19 protein-coding genes and 2 pseudogenes are annotated in these 16,818 nt (G+C 67.9%); 13 read left to right on the top strand and 8 right to left on the bottom strand.

From position 1 onward, the window contains the following. Positions 1-135: 135 nt before the first annotated feature. Positions 136-426: pseudogene (locus tag HD597_RS66580) on the top strand (transposase); the annotation flags it as partial. A 67-nt stretch (positions 427-493) separates the two neighbouring features. On the opposite strand, the gene HD597_RS03205 reads toward HD597_RS66580, so the two are convergent. From HD597_RS03205 to HD597_RS03185, 6 genes and pseudogenes are all read right to left on the bottom strand, one after another. Further along, positions 494-910 carry an IS30 family transposase gene (locus HD597_RS03205; protein ID WP_276082676.1) on the bottom strand — a complete coding sequence of 139 codons (417 nt, stop codon included), beginning with the start codon at positions 908-910 and terminating at the stop codon, positions 494-496. Between the two features lie 68 nt (positions 911-978). After that, complete coding sequence (gene dmpG, locus HD597_RS03195) at positions 979-1,965, bottom strand: 4-hydroxy-2-oxovalerate aldolase (protein WP_253740181.1); 987 nt, start codon at positions 1,963-1,965, stop codon at positions 979-981. Beyond that, positions 1,962-2,222 (bottom strand): annotated as a pseudogene (locus HD597_RS67230) (acetaldehyde dehydrogenase (acetylating)); the annotation flags it as partial. The gene dmpG and the pseudogene HD597_RS67230, both read right to left, overlap by 4 nt. After that, complete coding sequence (locus HD597_RS67225) at positions 2,116-2,406, bottom strand: hypothetical protein (protein WP_308210565.1); 291 nt, start codon at positions 2,404-2,406, stop codon at positions 2,116-2,118. The pseudogene HD597_RS67230 and the gene HD597_RS67225, both read right to left, overlap by 107 nt. Beyond that, the gene (locus tag HD597_RS67220) at positions 2,303-2,863 is read right to left on the bottom strand and encodes a hypothetical protein (protein WP_308210550.1); all 561 of its coding nucleotides are present in this window, start codon (positions 2,861-2,863) and stop codon (positions 2,303-2,305) included. Before HD597_RS67220 ends, HD597_RS67225 begins: the two co-directional genes overlap by 104 nt. Further along, the gene (locus HD597_RS03185) at positions 2,860-3,747 is read right to left on the bottom strand and encodes a 2-keto-4-pentenoate hydratase (RefSeq protein WP_253740179.1); all 888 of its coding nucleotides are present in this window, start codon (positions 3,745-3,747) and stop codon (positions 2,860-2,862) included. The genes HD597_RS67220 and HD597_RS03185 overlap by 4 nt, the downstream gene beginning before the upstream one ends. 40 nt (positions 3,748-3,787) lie before the next feature. Here HD597_RS03185 and HD597_RS03180 point away from each other — a divergent pair, with 40 nt between their 5' ends. The 11 genes from HD597_RS03180 (at position 3,788) to HD597_RS03130 (ending at position 13,842) form a co-directional block, all read left to right on the top strand. Continuing rightward, positions 3,788-4,540, top strand: coding sequence for an IclR family transcriptional regulator (locus tag HD597_RS03180; protein ID WP_253740178.1), 753 nt, complete (start codon positions 3,788-3,790; stop codon positions 4,538-4,540). Between the two features lie 63 nt (positions 4,541-4,603). Then, positions 4,604-4,918, top strand: coding sequence for a putative quinol monooxygenase (locus HD597_RS03175; protein ID WP_253740177.1), 315 nt, complete (start codon positions 4,604-4,606; stop codon positions 4,916-4,918). A 351-nt stretch (positions 4,919-5,269) separates the two neighbouring features. Beyond that, on the top strand, positions 5,270-6,292 hold the full coding sequence (locus HD597_RS03170) for a sugar ABC transporter substrate-binding protein (protein WP_253740176.1): 1,023 nt from the start codon (positions 5,270-5,272) through the stop codon (positions 6,290-6,292). A 68-nt stretch (positions 6,293-6,360) separates the two neighbouring features. Next, positions 6,361-7,842 (top strand): sugar ABC transporter ATP-binding protein, encoded by a 1,482-nt coding sequence (locus tag HD597_RS03165; RefSeq protein WP_253740175.1) that lies wholly within the window; start codon positions 6,361-6,363, stop codon positions 7,840-7,842. Then, the gene (locus HD597_RS03160; RefSeq protein ID WP_253740174.1) at positions 7,839-8,906 is read left to right on the top strand and encodes an ABC transporter permease; all 1,068 of its coding nucleotides are present in this window, start codon (positions 7,839-7,841) and stop codon (positions 8,904-8,906) included. The genes HD597_RS03165 and HD597_RS03160 overlap by 4 nt, the downstream gene beginning before the upstream one ends. A gap of 21 nt (positions 8,907-8,927) precedes the next feature. Continuing rightward, positions 8,928-9,689, top strand: coding sequence for a glucose 1-dehydrogenase (locus HD597_RS03155; protein WP_253740173.1), 762 nt, complete (start codon positions 8,928-8,930; stop codon positions 9,687-9,689). A 166-nt stretch (positions 9,690-9,855) separates the two neighbouring features. After that, entirely contained in the window at positions 9,856-10,773 is a 918-nt protein-coding gene (locus HD597_RS03150) for a LysR family transcriptional regulator (RefSeq protein ID WP_253740172.1), read from the top strand. Positions 10,774-10,932: 159 nt separating this feature from the next. Then, positions 10,933-11,394 carry a 2,4'-dihydroxyacetophenone dioxygenase family protein gene (locus HD597_RS03145; protein WP_253740171.1) on the top strand — a complete coding sequence of 154 codons (462 nt, stop codon included), beginning with the start codon at positions 10,933-10,935 and terminating at the stop codon, positions 11,392-11,394. Continuing rightward, positions 11,384-12,175: an SDR family NAD(P)-dependent oxidoreductase gene (locus HD597_RS03140; RefSeq protein WP_253740170.1), complete on the top strand. Its 792-nt coding sequence runs from the start codon at positions 11,384-11,386 to the stop codon at positions 12,173-12,175. The genes HD597_RS03145 and HD597_RS03140 overlap by 11 nt, the downstream gene beginning before the upstream one ends. 130 nt (positions 12,176-12,305) lie before the next feature. Next, positions 12,306-13,193, top strand: a complete 888-nt coding sequence (locus HD597_RS03135; protein WP_253740169.1) for a zinc-binding dehydrogenase — start codon at positions 12,306-12,308, stop codon at positions 13,191-13,193. A gap of 61 nt (positions 13,194-13,254) precedes the next feature. Beyond that, the gene (locus HD597_RS03130; RefSeq protein ID WP_253740168.1) at positions 13,255-13,842 is read left to right on the top strand and encodes a cupin domain-containing protein; all 588 of its coding nucleotides are present in this window, start codon (positions 13,255-13,257) and stop codon (positions 13,840-13,842) included. Positions 13,843-14,285: 443 nt separating this feature from the next. Here HD597_RS03130 and HD597_RS03125 read toward each other — a convergent pair whose 3' ends face one another. After that, positions 14,286-14,465: a sigma factor-like helix-turn-helix DNA-binding protein gene (locus HD597_RS03125; protein WP_253740167.1), complete on the bottom strand. Its 180-nt coding sequence runs from the start codon at positions 14,463-14,465 to the stop codon at positions 14,286-14,288. Beyond that, a complete protein-coding gene (locus tag HD597_RS03120; RefSeq protein ID WP_253740166.1) occupies positions 14,428-15,042 on the bottom strand; it encodes a sigma factor in 615 nt (204 codons plus the stop codon). Before HD597_RS03120 ends, HD597_RS03125 begins: the two co-directional genes overlap by 38 nt. A 176-nt stretch (positions 15,043-15,218) precedes the next feature. Here HD597_RS03120 and HD597_RS03110 point away from each other — a divergent pair. Then, a protein-coding gene (locus HD597_RS03110; protein ID WP_372513329.1) for an IS3 family transposase occupies positions 15,219-16,681 on the top strand; the annotation gives its coding sequence in 2 pieces (ribosomal slippage) (positions 15,219-15,558 and positions 15,558-16,681; 1,464 coding nt in all). Positions 16,682-16,818 lie beyond the last annotated feature (137 nt).

The raw sequence follows: 16,818 nt of genomic DNA, 5'->3' as shown, positions 1-16,818 counted from the left end.
CCACCCGAAGGGGGATTGTGATCGATGCGGCAGGCGGCAAATGGCGGGAATCCGATGATAATCGGCAGCATGGCCACGTACTTGTGTCGAGCGAAAGGTTAGCCGACACGCCCGAGATGCGAGGCTATCCTCAGCATGTCCCCGATTTGGCCAAGGTGCCAGGTACATGCTTGGAGTTGGCCCGGTTTGGTGGACACCTGTTCTCTGGGGAACCCTGATTCCCGGAAGAAGGAGTCTGCTGTGCCGAACAACTATCCGCCGGAGTTTCGTCGGCAGATGGTGGAGCTGGTGCGCGCGGGACGGACGCCGGAGGAGCTGGCCAAGGAGTTCCAGCCCTCTGCGCAGTCGATCCGTACCTGGGTGCGCCAGACCGATCTGGATGACGGCCGCCGCCAAGACGGCGTGACCAGCGCGGAGAAGGAAGAGCTGGCCCGGCTTGGAGAACAGGACCCTGCGCGAGGAGAAGGAGATCTTGCGGAAGGCCGTCTTAGATTCAAGGAGTCAAGGCAACACGTTGGGCCGGGGTTCGGTAGTCGAGGCACTTGCGGGGGCGATCGTTCAGGCGGGCGGCCAGGGCGTCAAGGTCGGCTTGGCTGTACAGGCTCAGATCAGTGCCTTTCGGTAAGTATTGCCGGATCAGTTTGTTCGTGTTCTCGTTCGTGCCCCGTTGCCATGGGCTGCGTGGTGCCGCGAAGAAGACGTCGACGCCGGTCGCTTCGGTCAGTAGCCGGTGGCCGGCGTCGACCTCGGCCTGGCGCACCCAGCTGCGCAGCGCCTCACGATGGATACCGAGCTGCTGGGCCACCCGGGCGATCGCACCGGGCGCATGGCCGCTCTGCTCGCGGATCTCGAACACCATCCGCACCGCGCGCTCACGCAGTTCCTGCGGGTACTTCCTCGGGGCTGGCATCGCGTGTGATTCTCCCTTCCGCCAGCACGATCATGCTGGCTTCAGACCTCCAAGAAACCCGGACTGGTTCAGTGTGGATCGCGGCGAATTTCGTGCGCCGGCACGCCGTAGCGGTCGGCGGCCCGTTCGGCATGGAGCAGGAAACTCGAATAGACACCGGCGTGGCCTTGGACGATGGCAGCTCTGTCGGCGAACGGCAGTCCGGGCAGGAAGGGCCGCACCACGTCCTGGGCGGCGGCCTGCACGCCGTGAACATCGACGCCGGTGGTGATGCCCAGCCGGTCGAAGGTCGCGGCCAATACCTCCGTCGGGGCGTTGCCGGCGCCAGCGCCGAGCGCGCACAGCGCCCCGTCGATCTGGCGGGCGCCGTTCTGGGCGGCCAGTGCGGAGTTGGCCACGCCGAGGGAGAGGTTCTGGTGGCCATGGAAACCGACCTGGGCCTGCTCCCCGATCTCCGCCACGAGTGCGCTGACCCTGGTCTGGGCGTCGGTCAGCATCATGGCCCCGGCGGAGTCCACGACGTACATGCACTGGGCGCCGCCGTCCACCATGATCCGCGCTTGCGCGGCGAGTTCCGCGGGGCCCAGCCTGTGCGAGAGCATCAGGAAGCCGACGGTCTCCATGCCGAGCTCGCGCGCTGCGGCGAAGTGCTGCAGGGATACATCGGCCTCGGTGCAGTGGGTGGCGATGCGCGCCACGGCGGCGCCCGCTCCGTGCGCCCGTCTGAGATCCTCCACCGTGCCGAGACCGGGAAGTAGCAGCACCGTGATGCGGGCCTGGGCGGCCTCGTCCACGGCGGCCGCGATCAGCTCGATCTCGTCCTGCACGGAGAATCCGTAGTTGAAGGACGAGCCGCCGAGCCCGTCCCCGTGCGCGACTTCGATGACCTCGACGCCGGAGGAGTCCAGCGCGTGGACCACACCGCGCACTTGTTCCTCGGTGAACCGGTGTGCCATGGCGTGGCTGCCGTCGCGCAACGTGGAGTCGGTGATGCGGACCTGTGGCGCCGCCGCAGCTGACCCGCCCCCTTCCGTGCCAATCTGGTGCTCTGTCACTTCGTCGTCCCCCTCCGCGCTGCCAGTTGCTCGCCCACGCGGGCGGCGGCGGCAGTCATGATGTCCAGATTTCCCGCCCAGGCCGGTAGGTAGTCGCCGATGCCCTTGACCTCCAGGAACACCGCGACGCGGGCCTTGCCCGCCCAGTCGTCACGCGGCCCGTCGAACTGGGGTTCCGCGCGCAGGCGATAGCCCGGTACGTACGTCGCGACGCGTTCCACCATGGCGTGGACGGACTCGCTGATCGCGTCGGTGTCGGCGTCGGCGGGGATCGCGCAGAACACTGTGTCCCGCATGATCATGGGGGGGTGTGACCGGGTTGAGAATGATGACGGCCTTACCCTGATCGGCGCCGCCGACCTTCTCGATGGGGCGTGCGGTGGTCTCGGTGAACTCGTCGATGTTCGCCAGTGTGCCGGGACCAGCGGAGCGCGAGGCGATCGACGCGACGATCTCCGCGTAGCTGACCGGCACCATCTGGGGCGACGGCGTGCACGATCGGGATCGTGGCCTGACCCCCACAGGTAATCATGTTGAGATTGACGCCGTCCGACACGCCGTCAAGATTGACCGGGGGGCAGGCGAACGGGCGGACAGCGGCGGGTGTCAGATCGACGGCCTGGATGCCCGCGGCCGCGTACCGGGGGGCGTGGGCAAGGTGAGCGCGGACCGAGGTGGCCTCGAAGACCAGATCAGGCAGATCGTCCTGGTCCAGCAGCCAGTCGACACCCTGCGCACTGGTTCGTACGCCCAGTTCGCGGGCGCGTCGCAGCCCGTCGGAGTCGGGGTCCACGCCGACCATGGAGTGCACGTCGATCACGTCGGAGCGCAGCAGCTTGATCAGCAAGTCCGTGCCGATGTTGCCAGGACCGACGATGGCCGCGCGGACGGGTGTCATGCCGGATCCTTCGTCGTAGCTGTGTCAGGGGCGAACACGGCCGATACGGACCCGAGGCCGGCGATCTCCGCTGTCACGATCTGCCCGGCCTGTACCGGGATGGCGGCCGTGATCGAGCCGGACAGCACCACGTGGCCGGCCTCCAGGCGCTGCCCCCGTTCGCCCAGGGTGTTGGCCAGCCAGGTCAGCGCGTTCAGCGGTGATCCCAGAACCGCGCCAGTGGCACCGGTTTGGACGACGTGCCCGTCGCGGCACAGCAGGCAACCGGCGAGCCGCAGGTCCACGGCCTGGAGGGGCACTGGCTGGGCGCCCAGTACGACTCCTCCGCTGGAGGCGTTGTCGGCGACCGTGTCAGCCAATTTGATCTTCCAGCCGTGGATCCGCGAGTCGATGATCTCTAGGGCGGGCAGCAGGTAGTCCACCGCTTCGACGGCGTCGGCCGTCGTCAGCCCGGGACCGGCCAAGGGCTTGCCGAGCACGAAGGCGATCTCCGGCTCGATGCGTGGCTGCAGGAAGCGGCCGACGTCTATGGGCGTACTGTCCAAGTGGAACATCGAGGCGGTCAGATGGCCGTAATCCGGCCGGTCCACGCCGAACTGAGTCTGTATGGCGGCCGAGGTGAGCCCGACCTTGTGCCCCTTGATCGCCTCGCCCGCCCGCGACCACTGCTCGACCTGTGCGAGTTGGACGGCGTAGGCGTCGTCCAGCGTCATCCACGGATGGGTGAGCGTGAGCGGGTCGATCGGCACTCTTGTCGCGTAGGCGTTGATCAGCCGATCCGCGGTCACCTGTATGTCGTTCACGGATTCCTCCTCCGTATCGACAGGGACTGTGCGGCCCGGACGGTGGTCAGGACAACGAAGCCGTTCCACAAGACGGAACACTTTTGGCGGAACCTGCGGGTTCGTGCCCTACGCTCGACCCATGCACCCCAGGTCCGGGGAGGGTACGCTCCCGGAGCGGATCGCCGCGATCCTGAGCGCCTTCACCCCGGGCGACAATCTGCTCGGGGTCACTGAGATTGCCCGACGTACGAATCTGCCGCCTTCGACAGTTCATCGACTCGCCGCGGACCTGGTGAGCTGTGGCCTGCTCGAACGGCACGGCACCGGGGTACGCCTCGGGCTGCGCCTGTTCGAGCTCGGTCAGCGGGTGCCCCGCCGCCGGGTTCTGCGCGAGGCGGCTCTTCCCTACATGGCCGATCTGCGCGAGGCGACGGGCCACACTGTGCATCTGGCCGTGCTCGAGGGCCGTGAGGTGGTCTACCTGGAGATTCTCGAGGCTCCTGGTGGGCCGAATCTGCCCTCCGCGGTCGGCGGCCGTCTTCCGGCGGCCGCGACCGGCGTTGGTAAGGCGATCCTCGCGTTCTCACCGGCTGACGTTCTCGACACGGTCCTGGCAGCGGGCCTCCCACGCCTTACCGCGCACACGCTGACTATGCCGGGGCTCCTGTCTCGCCAACTGGAGACGGTCCGCGACCACGGTGTGGCCTACGACCGGGAGGAGTCGCGGATCGGGGTGCTGTGCGCGGCGGCCCCGATCCTCAATGAGGATTCCATCGCGATCGCCGCCATCTCCGCCTCCGGCTGGAGCACACGGATGCGTCTCGATCACGTCACGTCCGCCGTTCGTACGGCTGCTCTCGGTCTTTCCCGCGTGGTCGGCCGCGCCGCCTGAGTGGGCCGCGGCCGGCGCGGGTCATCCTTCTGCAGGTTCACCCATTCGACACTAGGAGATTTCATGATCACAGTCCTGGCAAGGCTCACCTCACGTCCCGGCGAGCACGAGACCCTCCTGGCGGTGCTCACCGCCTATGCCGATCACGTCAAGACGGAGCCGGGCACCGTCGTGTTCCAGCTCTTCACCGAGCCCGAGAGCCCGCGCACCGTCGTCGCGTTCGAGGTCTATGCCGACCAGGAGGCCCTCGACGAGCACGCCCGCTCTCCGCGGCGGGCGGAGCTCGGCCGGCAGATGGAGGAGCTCGTGGAGTCGGCGTCGCTTTCGTGGCTGGAACCGCTGGCCGGACACGGGCTGCCGATCACGTCCCCGCGCTGACGGAGCCGTCCACTTCACTGCGGCACCACTCGAACATTACGCCGCCATGTTGATCCGGTTTCCGGATCGTGTCCCGCTCGCCTCCGATCTGGTGCGGCCGACGGAGCCCTTGTTTACTCCCCTCACCTGGCACCGCGCCATGCCGCCTCCATGGGCGAAGGAAGTGGGTTGGACATGCAGCGTCAACGTCGGCTCGCCGTAGTGGCCGCCGCACTCAGTGCTCTTGCGGTCATGACAGCGTGCACCGCGAGCCCGGCCGGCGAAAACCGGCCGGGCGCCTCCACTCGTACACAGGTCCCTGCCGCCGCCAACTGCGACGACTGGTCCTCCGTCCCGGCCGGATCACCGTACGTGGCCTTCGCCCATTGCGTGGCGGCCAAGATGAAGAAGGGCATCACCGGCCCCCTCCCCACTTCCGCGCCGCGACCGGCGCCGGGCAAGAAGGTGTGGATCATCTCCTTCCTGGAAAGCGATCCGGGCGGCCATCTCCTGTCAGAAGGAGCCAAGGAGGCGGTCACAGCGGCCGGCTGGACCCCGACAGTCTTCGACGGCGCGGGAGACCCGTCGAAGTGGCAGGCCGGAATCCGCCAGGCCAGGTCCGCTCAGGCCGACGCGGTCATCATCATCGCCTTCGACTGCGCACCCGTGAAGGGAGCACTCCAAGAGGTCAAGGCGGCCGGCATCAAACTGGCGGGCATCTACGCCGCCGACTGTCCCCAGGCCCCGCTCCTGGACACGACGGTGACCTACGCGGGACTGGACGGCAGTCCGGTGGACTACGCGACGTGGGCGAAGACGATCGGCCTGGCCAAGGGGTGGCTGATCGTGGACGCGACCGACGGAAAGGCCGACACGCTCGTCTTCCACATCAAGGATCTGGCGGCGCCCAAGGCGGCGACGGACCTCTTCCTGCAGGACAACAAGAAGTGCGAGGAATGCGTGGTCCACGAGATCCCGCTGAGCCTGTCGGACCTCGGCCCCGGCGTCACCGCCAAGGCCCAGGCGGCGCTGCTGCAGAACCCGCAGGCCAACAGCATCTTCATCCCCTTCGACGGGGTCGGCCTGTCCGTAGCCCCTGCCGTGATGGAGTCGGGGCGCAAGGACTCGCTCTTCGTCGTCGGCAACGAGGGCAACCAGCCGAGCCTGGACCTGATCCGCAAGGACCGGGGCCAGACGGCGTCGATGGGCATCCCGCACGCGTGGTCGGGATGGGCCGCGGTCGACGGACTGATCCGCCTGTTCGCCGGTCAGAAGCAGGTCCCCTCAGGCATGGGACTGTACGCGGTGGACACCGCGAACGTTCCCTCCACAGGCAGCTTCGAGGCCCCGGTCGACTTCCGCGCCAACTACCGGAAAATCTGGGGTGGCCGATGACGCTGCCGAACGTGGGGCCGGCACTCAGCATCCGCGGACTGTCCAAACACTTCAGTGCCACGAAAGCCTTGGTACAGCTGGACGTCGACGTGCCCCCCGGGCACATCCACGCCCTCGTGGGCGGCAACGGCTCCGGCAAATCCACCATCGTCAAGATCCTCGCAGGAGTGCACCGAGCCGACACCGGCACGATCAACGTGAACGGCCATCAATGGGACGCCCGCCACTTCACCAGGCCGGTGTCCCGCCAGGCCGGGCTGCGCTTCGTCCACCAGGACCTCGGCCTGTTCCCCGACATGACCGTTGCGGAGAACCTCGCCCTGGGCACCTCCATGCAGGCGGCCCAGATCACCCCGATCCGGTGGCGCGCCGTCCGGCGGGAGGCCCGGGCGCTGCTGGACCGGTTCGAACTGACGCTGCGGCCGGACGCCCGGCTGGGGGATCTGCGGCCGTCCGAGCAGACGATGGTCGCCATCGCCCGAGCCCTCAACGTGACGGACGGGCAGCCCGGCATCCTCGTCCTGGACGAGCCGACGGCCTCCCTCCCGGGCCCCGACGCCGACCTGTTGCTCGAGCACCTGCACCGGCATCGCGCCCGCGGCCAGACCGTGATCTACATCAGTCACCGTCTTGCCGAGGTGCGCGCCGTGGCCGACACGGTCACCGTGCTGCGCGACGGCCGCAACGTGCTGACGGCGGCGATTGACTCCCTCACCCAGAACCAGCTGATCGATCACATCGTCGGTCCGACCCAGAACGTGACGCGGCACCACGACCGCGCCACAGGAGCCAAGCCTGCGGGTCCCCGTCGCCGTACGGACGGAATCGTCGTGTCAGGACTGCGTGCGCGAGCTCTGGAACGCCTGGATCTCACCATTGCGGAGGGAGAGATCGTCGGGCTCACCGGGCTGGCCGGATCAGGGTTCGACGAGCCGCTCCAGGTCCTGTTCGGGCTGCGCCGGGCGAGTGCCGGAACGACGCTCATCGACGGCCGGCGATACGATCCCGAGGGCCCTCGTGACGCGCTGCGGGAGGGATTCGTCTACTCCCCGGCGGACCGGCACCAGGACGGCTGCTTCCTGGACCTCTCGCTACGTTCCAACCTCACGGCCCCCAGGCTTCGAGACTTCTGGTCGAGGGGGTGGCTGTCGACCAGGCGCGAGCGATCGGACGCCGAGGCGGCCAGACGATCCTTCGGGATCAAGGCCGCCAGTGTCGAGATCGAAGTGGGGGCGCTGTCCGGCGGCAACCAGCAGAAGGTCCTTCTCGCCCGCTGCCTAGCGCTCAGCCCCCGCCTGCTGCTGCTGGCCGAGCCGACACAGGGAGTCGACATCGCAGCCCGCAACGAGATCTACGACCTCATCCGCGCGGTCGTCCGCGGCGGGACCTCCGTGCTGGTGTCGAGCACCGACCTGGACGAACTGGCGCGGCTGTGCGACCGCGTCCTGGTCGTGGCCCACGGGCGCGTCGTGACGGAGCACGCCCTTGCCGGACTGAACGTCGCCGCGCTCGCCTCGGCGCTGCACCTAATGCCGAAGGAGACAGCATGAGCAACCCCATCAGTTCCGAGACGCCCGTGGACACGAGTCAGCACCCCGACGGGCTCACATCACCGGCGCCGGTCGGACGACCGACGGCGACGCCGAGAGCGGGCGTGCTGCCCGCGCCTGCGGTCGGATCACTGGAAAAGTACGCGCTGGTCGGCGTGTTCGTCCTCTGCATCGCCGTGTTCAGCGCCACCGTGCCTGAGACGTTCTTCACGATGACCAACGCCCGCAACATCGCGGCCAACCAGGCGGTCCTGGCGGTGGCCGGCCTGGCGGCTATAGTCCCGCTCATCGGCGGTCACTTCGACCTTTCGCTCGGCGCCTCCATCGGAGTCTCGGCGATCGTCGCCGGCGCCACCGTGGGGAATCTCGGCTTCCCCGCCCCGCTGGCGATCGTGACGGCGATCGTCGCGAGCTGCGTGATCGGCGTCGTCAACGGCCTGCTGGTGACACGCCTGCGGGTCAACTCCTTGATCGCCACCTTGGGGATGAGCTCCGTGCTCGCGGGAGGGTTGGCGTGGTACACCAAGGGCACCACGATCAGCGACGGCATCCCGGACCAGTGGCAGCAGTTCGGGACGGGCCAGTGGTTGGGCGTCCCGTGCCTGCTCTACCTCGTCGCCGCGGCCGGCGTCACCCTGTGGTACCTGATGGCCCGCACCCCGTTCGGACGGCAACTCGAAGCCGTCGGCTCGAACGCCAAGGCGGCGGCCCTCGTCGGCATCAACGTGCAGCGCCTGACAGTGGCGAGCTTCGCCCTGGCCGGCGCCCTGGCGGGGGTGGCCGGCGTGATGCAGGTGTTCCGCGCGGCCAGCGCCAGCCCCACCGCCGGTCCCGCTCTCCTGCTGCCGATCGTGTCAGCCGCCTTCCTCGGCGCCACCACCATCCGCCCGGGCAAGTACAACGTGCTCGGAACGCTCGTGGCCGTGTACTTCATCGGCACGACCGTGAGCGGGCTCGCGCTGTCCGGAGTGGCCTTCTACGTCGAACAGATCTTCAACGGGGCCGCTCTGGTCCTCGGCGTCGCGTTGTCGAGAGCTTTCGCCCGGCACCAGCAGAATGTGTGAAACCGTAGATAGGAGAAGAGCATGGCTGGACGATTCACGGGAAAGGCCGCCTTCATCACCGGGGCGGCCTCAGGGATCGGGGCGGCGACCGCTCAGGCGTTCGCGGCCGAGGGTGCAAAGGTCGCCGTCGTGGACATCGACGCCAAAGGCGTCGAATCGCTGGTCGAGCGGATCCAGAAGTCGGGAGGAGCGGCCCTCGCCATCCAGGCCGACGTGAGCAAGTCGGCCGACGTGCAACACGCGATCTCTGCGGCAGTCGCCGAGTTCGGCAGCCTGGACTGCGCGTTCAACAATGCCGGGCTGGAGGGCGTGATCGCTCCCATCATCGACGTCGACGACGACATCTTCGACTACGTGACCGCCGTCAACTTCCGGGGCGCGTGGCTGTGCACGAAGTACCAGGTGCGCCAGATGCTCCGGCAGGGCGGCGGAAGCATCGTCAACATGGCTTCGGCGATGTCACGGGTCGGAGGCGCCGGATTGGCGCACTACGCGGGCACCAAGCACGCGGTCCTCGGACTCACCCGCTCAGTGGCTCTGGAGGTGGCCAACCAGAACATCCGCGTCAACGCCGTCCTGCCCGGGATCATCCGGACGGCGATGTTCGAGCGCTCGGTGGCGCAGAATCCCGGTGCCATCGACGACATCATCGCGGGCGAGCCCATCGGCCGTACCGGCAGCCCGGAAGAAGTGGCCAAGGCGGTGCTCTGGCTGTCGTCCGACGAGGCGTCCTTCGTGGTGGGCAGCGATCTCTTGGTCGATGGCGGCTATTGCGCCCAATGAGAGCGGCGACGGCGCGCGCATCCCGGGTGGTCGCCGTCGGTCGACGCACATGGGCCTCGCAATGATCTTGTGGTCCTATCTTTGCTGGTAGGGCACCGTTCTGTAGCCTGATGCGAATGACCGGCCACTGGACGTGTCCGTCCGGTGTACAGAAGATCGAGACGCCATGCAGATCGACTGGCTGACGACTTTCCTCGCCGTGGTGGACCACGGCGGCTTCCACGCGGCTTCCGAGGCCACCTTCCGCGCGCAGTCACGGATCTCCGCCCATGTGGCCAGCCTGGAACGTGAGGTCGGCGCCGTCCTGCTTGACCGCTCCGCCCGCCCGGTGCAGCTGACCGACGCGGGGTCGGCGTTCGTTGAGCACGCCCGCCGGACGGTGGCCGCCCTGCAGCAGGGCAAGTCCGCCATCCAGGCCGTTCGCGGGCTCGTGAGCGGTGACATTATCCTGGGCACCTACCCGAGCGCGGCTGCCGCTTTCGTGCCGCGTCTCCTGGCCGAATACCGGGACGCCTACCCCGGTGTGCACGTCCAGCTCCACGAGACGGCGACCGTACTGCTGGACGAGCTGCTGGAGAAGGGCCCCGTCGAACTGGCGCTCAGGCCCACCAAGCCGGCCACGACGCGACGTGACCTGACCCACCGCCTGCTCTGGCGAGAGCGGATGGTGGTGGTCCACCATCCGCTGCACCGGCTCGCGTCCATCGACGGAAATCTTCCACTGGCGGAGCTGGAGGGTGAGGGCCTCATTCTCACCGGCCGATCCTTCGAGCACGACAGCGAGCCCTTTCTCATGCTCATGGAGCGTGGCGTCTCACCCGTCGTCGCCTATGTGACCAACCAGCCGCAGACGCTCGTGTCCCTGGTCAGGGAGAACCTGGGCGTGGCCGTCACCAACGAACTCGCGGTCCGCACCTCGGAGCACGCTGGCGTCATGGTCCGGCGACTGGCCGATGAGACGCTGCATCGCGACGTCGGCGTGTTCTGGCGCGAGGGGATGGTGTGGTCCAGCGCGGCCCGCGCGCTCTTCGAGCTGCTGCTCATCACCGCGCTCCCGCAGGGGACGCAAGACCTGCGCCTGTGACGTGCTGCGGAAGACCGGATCAGCGCGTAGAGCCGTATCCGCGTTCGTGGGCTGATCGCAATTGCAGATAGCCGGGATCTGGAAAGCGCGATGGACGCTGCGGTGGCGCTGGGCCAATGTAATGCCAGTCGCGCCGAACAGGCCGGAAATGGAGGAATCATGACGACCGTAGACCTGACGCCGATGGGGGACCAACTAGTCGATCCCGCAGATCTACCCTGGGTGCCGCAGGCCGAGGGCGTGTGGTTCAAGCCGCTGCGCCTGTCGCCGGTCTCGGGGACCTGGACCAACCTGCTCAAGGTCACGCGCCGGGGAGTGATCAGCCGCCACCGCCATCCCTTCCCCGTCGAGGCCTGGGTGCTGCAGGGATCCTGGCGCTATCTGGAGCACGACTGGACAGCGGGGCCCGGCTCCTATGTGTACGAGCCTGCGGGGGACGTGCACACGCTCGTCACCGAGGGCGAGGACGAGATGGTGACCCTGTTCTCGATGCACGGCCGGATCGACTATCTGAACGACGCCGGCGAGGTGACGTTCACCGAGACAGCCCAGACGAAACTCGACAAGTACTTGGACTACTGTGCCCGCCACCGGATCGCCCCCCTTCCCGTTGTCGCCTGACATCACGGCCCTGGCCTCGCTCGACGTCTCGCACCTGATGTCACTGCGCGGCCGCACCGCTCTCGTCACCGGCGCCGGCAGCGGACTCGGCCAGGCCATCAGCGCCGGACTGGCCGCCGCGGGCGCCGACCTGATCCTGCTGTCCGAGCAGAAGAACCTAGGCGATTCCGAAGCCCTGGTGCGCGGTTACGGCCGCGACGCCCGGCAAGTGATCATCGACCTCGGGCAGGTTGACACCCTGCAGAGCACGCTCCGAACGGAGCTCGCCGACGCGCAGGTGGACATACTGGTCAATTGCGCAGGCATCATCCGCCGGCAGGATGCCAGCGCGTTCGCCGACAGCGACTGGTACGACGTTCTCGACGTCAACCTGAACGGCCTCTTCATCCTTACGCGGGAAGCCGGCCGGCAGATGCTCTCCCGTCAGCGCGGCAAGGTCATCAACATCGCTTCCATGCTCAGCTTCCAGGGGGGCATCCGCACCCTGAGCTACGCGGCGAGCAAGCACGCCGTCGTCGGCGTCACCCGCGCCCTGGCCAACGAATGGGCCCACCATAACGTGCAGGTCAACGCGATCGCGCCCGGCTACTTCGCGACCCGAGTGACCTCGGCCCTGCGTTCGGACGAGCAACGCAACCAGGAGATCCTCGCACGGATCCCCGCAGGCAGGTGGGGGCAGCCGGCCGATCTCGTGGGCGCGGCGGTGTTCCTGTCCTCGGCGGCGTCCGACTACGTCAACGGCCATGTCCTGGCCATCGACGGCGGATGGCTGGCGCGCTGATCCAGATCACCGACATGACATGGCAATGAAAGGAGGAACAGCAGTGAGAGAAGTGCAATTCGCTGAATTCGGCGGGCCTGAGCGGCTGATCGGGGTAGCCGCGGAGTCGCCCCCTGTCGCCTCGGGTCAGGTGCGCATCAAGGTGCACGCTGTAGGGGTCAACTTCGCCGAGCTCGTTCAGCTCAGCGGCAATTTCCAGATTCCCGTTGACCTTCCCGCGGTGCCGGGGTTCGAGCTGTCCGGGACGGTGACCGAGCTGGGGGCGGGAGTCGACGGGCTCTCGCTGGGGGAGCGGGTCGCCGCCCTGGTGTGCTGGGGTGCGTACGCGGATGAGGTCGTCGTCGACGCAGTCACCGTGGCGGCCGTCCCCGACGGTGCCGACCTCGACACGGCCGCCGCCTTCCCGGTGGCTTTCGGAACCGCGTTCATGTGCCTGCATCACCGGGCCCAGGTCAAGGCGAACGATGTCGTGGTGGTCAGCGGCGCCAACGGCAACGTCGGCCACGCTGCGGTCCAGGTCGCCCGGCAGCTGGGCGCGGTGAAGGTGATAGCGGTCACGCGCGACGGGACGGAGACCATGGCACACGCCGATGCCGTGCTCGCCTCCACGGACAAGCTGGCGTCGCAGATCGCCGATCTCACCGGGGGGCATGGCGCCGACGTCATCCTCGACCTGGTCGGCGGGGCGATCTTCCCCCAACTGCTCGAGGCGGTGGCGTGGGAAGGGCGTGTCGTCACCGCGGGCTACGCCTCGGGGGACATCCCGGACATCAGCCTGCTGGACGTTCTCATCCGCAACATCGCCGTGCTGGGCGAGGACATCGCCGCGTACACCGTCCGCGAACCCCACCGCGTGGGTGACGCGCTGCGCACTTGCGTGGGATGGTGGCGGCAGGGGGCGGTGGAGCCCCGTCCGCCGGTCGCCACGATGCCACTGGAGGACGCGGCCAAAGCCCTCACCATGGTCGCCCAGGCATCCGCCGGCGGCAAGATCGTCCTCTCCGCGAACTCGCTCTGACGCCGTCGACTGCGCAGCGCGAACCGACACAGACATTCGCCATCAGCCCAAGGAGATCTCCATGACTCTCACCGTGCAAATCACGCCAGACGAGATGAACAAGTACGTGGCCAGGTTCAAGGCCCTTCAGCCGAACAAGGACGAGTACGTCGCCCGGGTCGGCATCCCTGTCGAGGCCTACGAGTATGTGGCGGCCAAGAACATCTTCTTCCTGTTGGGCGCGATCAAGGACGCCGAGGGGGCGAACACCCCGCCGGCCCTTACCAGCGATCCCGGCACATCGATCTTCATCGTGGAATGTCCGCCCGGGGACGGCCCGGCGCTGCACGCCCACATGAAGACGCGCGAGACCTTCATGCCGATCACAGGGACCTGGCAGATCCTGTTCGGGGACGACGGGGAGCACGACCTGCACCTCGAGCCGATGGACATGATCGCCGTGCCGCCGGGAGTGACCCGCGCCTTCAGGAACATCAGCGGCGAGACCGCCTACCTGATGGCGGTCGTGCAGGGAACGGCCGAGGAAGCCCTCAACGACATCGTCCTGACACCGGCGGTCGGTGCCGAGATCGTCCGGCTGTTCGGCGAGGAGGCGTTGAAGGGGCTTGAGAGGATCGGCATGAGCTTCGACGCGGGCCTGCCTGACTGATGGATCTCCCCTCCCCCGGCCAACCGGGGAAGGGGAGGCCGAGCTGGCGGCCCGTCCGCCGTCTCGGCGTGCTCAGCCTCCCGACCGGCGTTCCGTTGGACCCCGGCGTCGCCGTCACGGTCCTGGTGGTCGTGGGTTCGGCCGTCTCGTGCCCCTCACCGAGCCGAGGAGCCACCGTGACCGTGGGTTCCGCGACCGCCCCGCGATCTTCCTCGACTGTGGGTTGGGCGGCCGTCCCGATGCCTGCGCCGCCTCCGCTGACGAAGATCCCCTTGGTGGTGGCCGTACCCGCGCCAACCACGACCACCACCGCGGCCGCCGCCGGCAACTGCGCGCGTCGCCCGGTCCTCCGGCGCCTGCGCTCGCCGACCCCGGTCAGCAGGTCGGGCTCCGGAGCCCGCTCGGCCGCCCCCGCAGCGCCCCCACCGGATCTCCTTCCGTCCTCATGCCGGCCCTCTGCTCGTCTCCGATCTCATATGCGTCCCCTTTCGAGCCACAACGGGCCTGATCCTGAGCGTGGCGAGCGCCCGGAACGCCTGGCTGCGTACGGTTCTCCGAGAAATGCCGAGGATTGCGGCGATCTCGTCATCCGGCAAGTCCTCGTAGTGCCGCCGGACCAGCACGGCCTGCTGCCTCCTGGACGGCGTGGCTAGCTCCTTCCAGAGCTCGCCGAAGGTGTGGGTGTCGTGGGTGGCTCCCTTCCGGGACCTCGTCGGTTGTGTGCTCCTTGCGCCGCCGGCGCCACCACCTGATGTGCTGGCGGGCCATGGTCATGCGCACGTACGCCTCGGGACTGTCCTTGTTTCTCACGCGGCTCCAGGCGTCGCTCACCTTGAGCAGAGCCTCCTGGACGAGATCGGCTGCGTCCTCGGCGTTGCCGGTGAGCACGTAGCCGTAGCGGAGTAAGGCTGATCCCTGGTCCGGACGAAATTTTCGAACTGCACACCACCGGGACGCATGTGCCGCTCGCTCTGCTGCAAAGATCAGATAACAGCGGGACAGTTGGCCGCCCAGCCGGATCCACACATCCCCGAAATCGACTTCGGCCCCGGTGCCGGGCTGATGAGTCGCTTCGATGAACGCCGCCGTTGGGCCACGGCCTTCTTCCAAGCGGGTCTCCGCCCGACGTTGACGCACGTAGTCCCGCTCCATCGCGTAGGAGACCTCAGCCGCGCTCTGGCGCGTAAGTACGATGTGCACCCACGTACGGTCACCCAGACGCCGGCCTCGGTGTGGCCGCCTCCGCGTAGGCCGTCGCCACCTCGTACATCGCGCCTGGATCACTACAAACTGTTCATCCCTCCCTGCCAAAATGGACAGAGGTAGCAAATAGGCATGAAACTCTGTGCTGAGGGTGGGGAAGGAGACATCCCTTCGTGGGAGCAAGCAAGCCGGATCCGGAGGTTCCTGATCCTCAGGTGCGTGAACGAGGGCGTCCGCGTTCCTACTCCGCCGCTTACAAGGCCCGGATCCTGGAGGAGTACGACCGTCTGGACAAGGCGGGCAAGGGCGCGTTGCTGCGCCGGGAGGGCCTGTACTCGTCGCTGATCTCCAGCTGGCGCACCGCGCGGGATCACGGTGCGGAGCAGGCGCTGGCACGTCCGGTCGGACGGCCGAAGGCCGACCCGCGTGACAAGGAGATCGAGAAGCTGCAGGCGGAGGTCGAGCGGCTGCGTGCCGAGCTTGGCCAGACCCGTCAGGTGATCGAGGTGCAGGGAAAGCTCTTCGCGCTGCTGGATCAGCTCGCCACCAGCAGCGAGCCCCTGCCGGGCCGGGGCGAGCAGTGACCGAGACCTTCCAGGCTGCCCAGGCCGAGGCGATCGAGGAACTGGTGCCGCTGCTGGGGCGGCGCAACGCCTGCACGGCGACCGGGGCGTCGCAGGCGACCTGGTATCGCCACCACCGCCAGAGCCCGGCTCCGGTGCGGCCCGCCCGGCCGCGCAAGCCGCACCCGGCCGCGTTATCGCCGGCCGAGCGCGACCAGGTCCGCGCGGTGCTGAACGAGCGCTTTGCCGACGCCTCCCCGGCCACCGCCTACTACAGCCTGCTCGACGAGGGCGTGTATCTGGCGTCGGAGTCGACCATGTATCGCATCCTGCGCCAGCACGGCGAGGTGGGCACCGACCGGCGCCGGCAGGCGACCCATCCGCCCCGGGCGGTGCCCGAGCTGGTCGCCGACGCCCCCAACCGGGTCTGGGCCTGGGACATCACCAAACTCCGCGGCCCCGACAAGGGCGTCTGGTACTGCCTCTACACGATCATCGATCTGTTCAGCCGCTACGTCGTCGGCTGGATGGTCGCCTCCCGCGAATCGGCTGACCTGGCCAGACACCTCATCGAAGCCACCGCACGCAAGCACGGCATCGACGCAGGCACCCTCACCCTGCACGCCGACCGCGGCAGCTCGATGACCTCCAAGACCCTCGCCGAACTCCTCATCGACCTGGGCGTGGCCTCTCATTCCCGGCCTCGGACCTCCAACGACAACCCGCACGTCGAAGCGAGCTTCAAGACACTGAAGTACTGCCCCATCTTCCCCGGCCGGTTCGGCTCCATCGAACACGCCCGCGCCTTCTGCCAGGAGTTCTACGCCTGGTACAACCATGATCACTTCCACTCCGGGATCGGCTACCACCACCCCGTCGATGTGCACTACGGCCGCGCCGCCGCCATCCGCGACCGGCGCGCTGCCGTCCTGACCACCGCCTACGCCACACACCCCGAACGATTCGCCAGCGGCGGTCTGCCCACCCCGCCCGACCTTCCCGTACCCGCCTGGATCAACAAGCCCAAGACCAACGAACCGAAGGACGCCACAGAGAAGACGACACACAATTAGCCCAGCTCAACTGCCTTGCTCAAATTGACAGGTTCCGCATCGATCACATGCTGGGCGCCCTGCCGGAAGCCCTGGAACTTCCAGACCTGTGATCGGTGGTACTCGATCGTGCTGCCCGAACGCCGAGGTCGCCCGAC

This window comes from Nonomuraea thailandensis (assembly GCF_024172165.1).
Taxonomy (GTDB): domain Bacteria; phylum Actinomycetota; class Actinomycetes; order Streptosporangiales; family Streptosporangiaceae; genus Nonomuraea; species Nonomuraea thailandensis.
The sequence above is the reverse complement of the archived record's forward strand: the minus strand, read 5'-3'. Positions and strand labels throughout refer to the sequence as shown.

Excerpts from the sequence above, each read along its gene's own strand:
- HD597_RS03175 (WP_253740177.1), top strand. The coding sequence starts at position 4,604 with ATGATCACAGTCCTGGCAAGGCTCACCTCACGTCCCGGCGAGCACGAG.
- HD597_RS03180 (WP_253740178.1), top strand. The coding sequence starts at position 3,788 with ATGCACCCCAGGTCCGGGGAGGGTACGCTCCCGGAGCGGATCGCCGCG.
- HD597_RS03155 (WP_253740173.1), top strand. The coding sequence starts at position 8,928 with ATGGCTGGACGATTCACGGGAAAGGCCGCCTTCATCACCGGGGCGGCC.
- HD597_RS03150 (WP_253740172.1), top strand. The coding sequence starts at position 9,856 with ATGCAGATCGACTGGCTGACGACTTTCCTCGCCGTGGTGGACCACGGC.
- HD597_RS67220 (WP_308210550.1), bottom strand. The coding sequence starts at position 2,863 with ATGACACCCGTCCGCGCGGCCATCGTCGGTCCTGGCAACATCGGCACG.
- HD597_RS03145 (WP_253740171.1), top strand. The coding sequence starts at position 10,933 with ATGACGACCGTAGACCTGACGCCGATGGGGGACCAACTAGTCGATCCC.
- HD597_RS03205 (WP_276082676.1), bottom strand. The coding sequence starts at position 910 with ATGCCAGCCCCGAGGAAGTACCCGCAGGAACTGCGTGAGCGCGCGGTG.
- HD597_RS03160 (WP_253740174.1), top strand. The coding sequence starts at position 7,839 with ATGAGCAACCCCATCAGTTCCGAGACGCCCGTGGACACGAGTCAGCAC.
- HD597_RS03130 (WP_253740168.1), top strand. The coding sequence starts at position 13,255 with ATGACTCTCACCGTGCAAATCACGCCAGACGAGATGAACAAGTACGTG.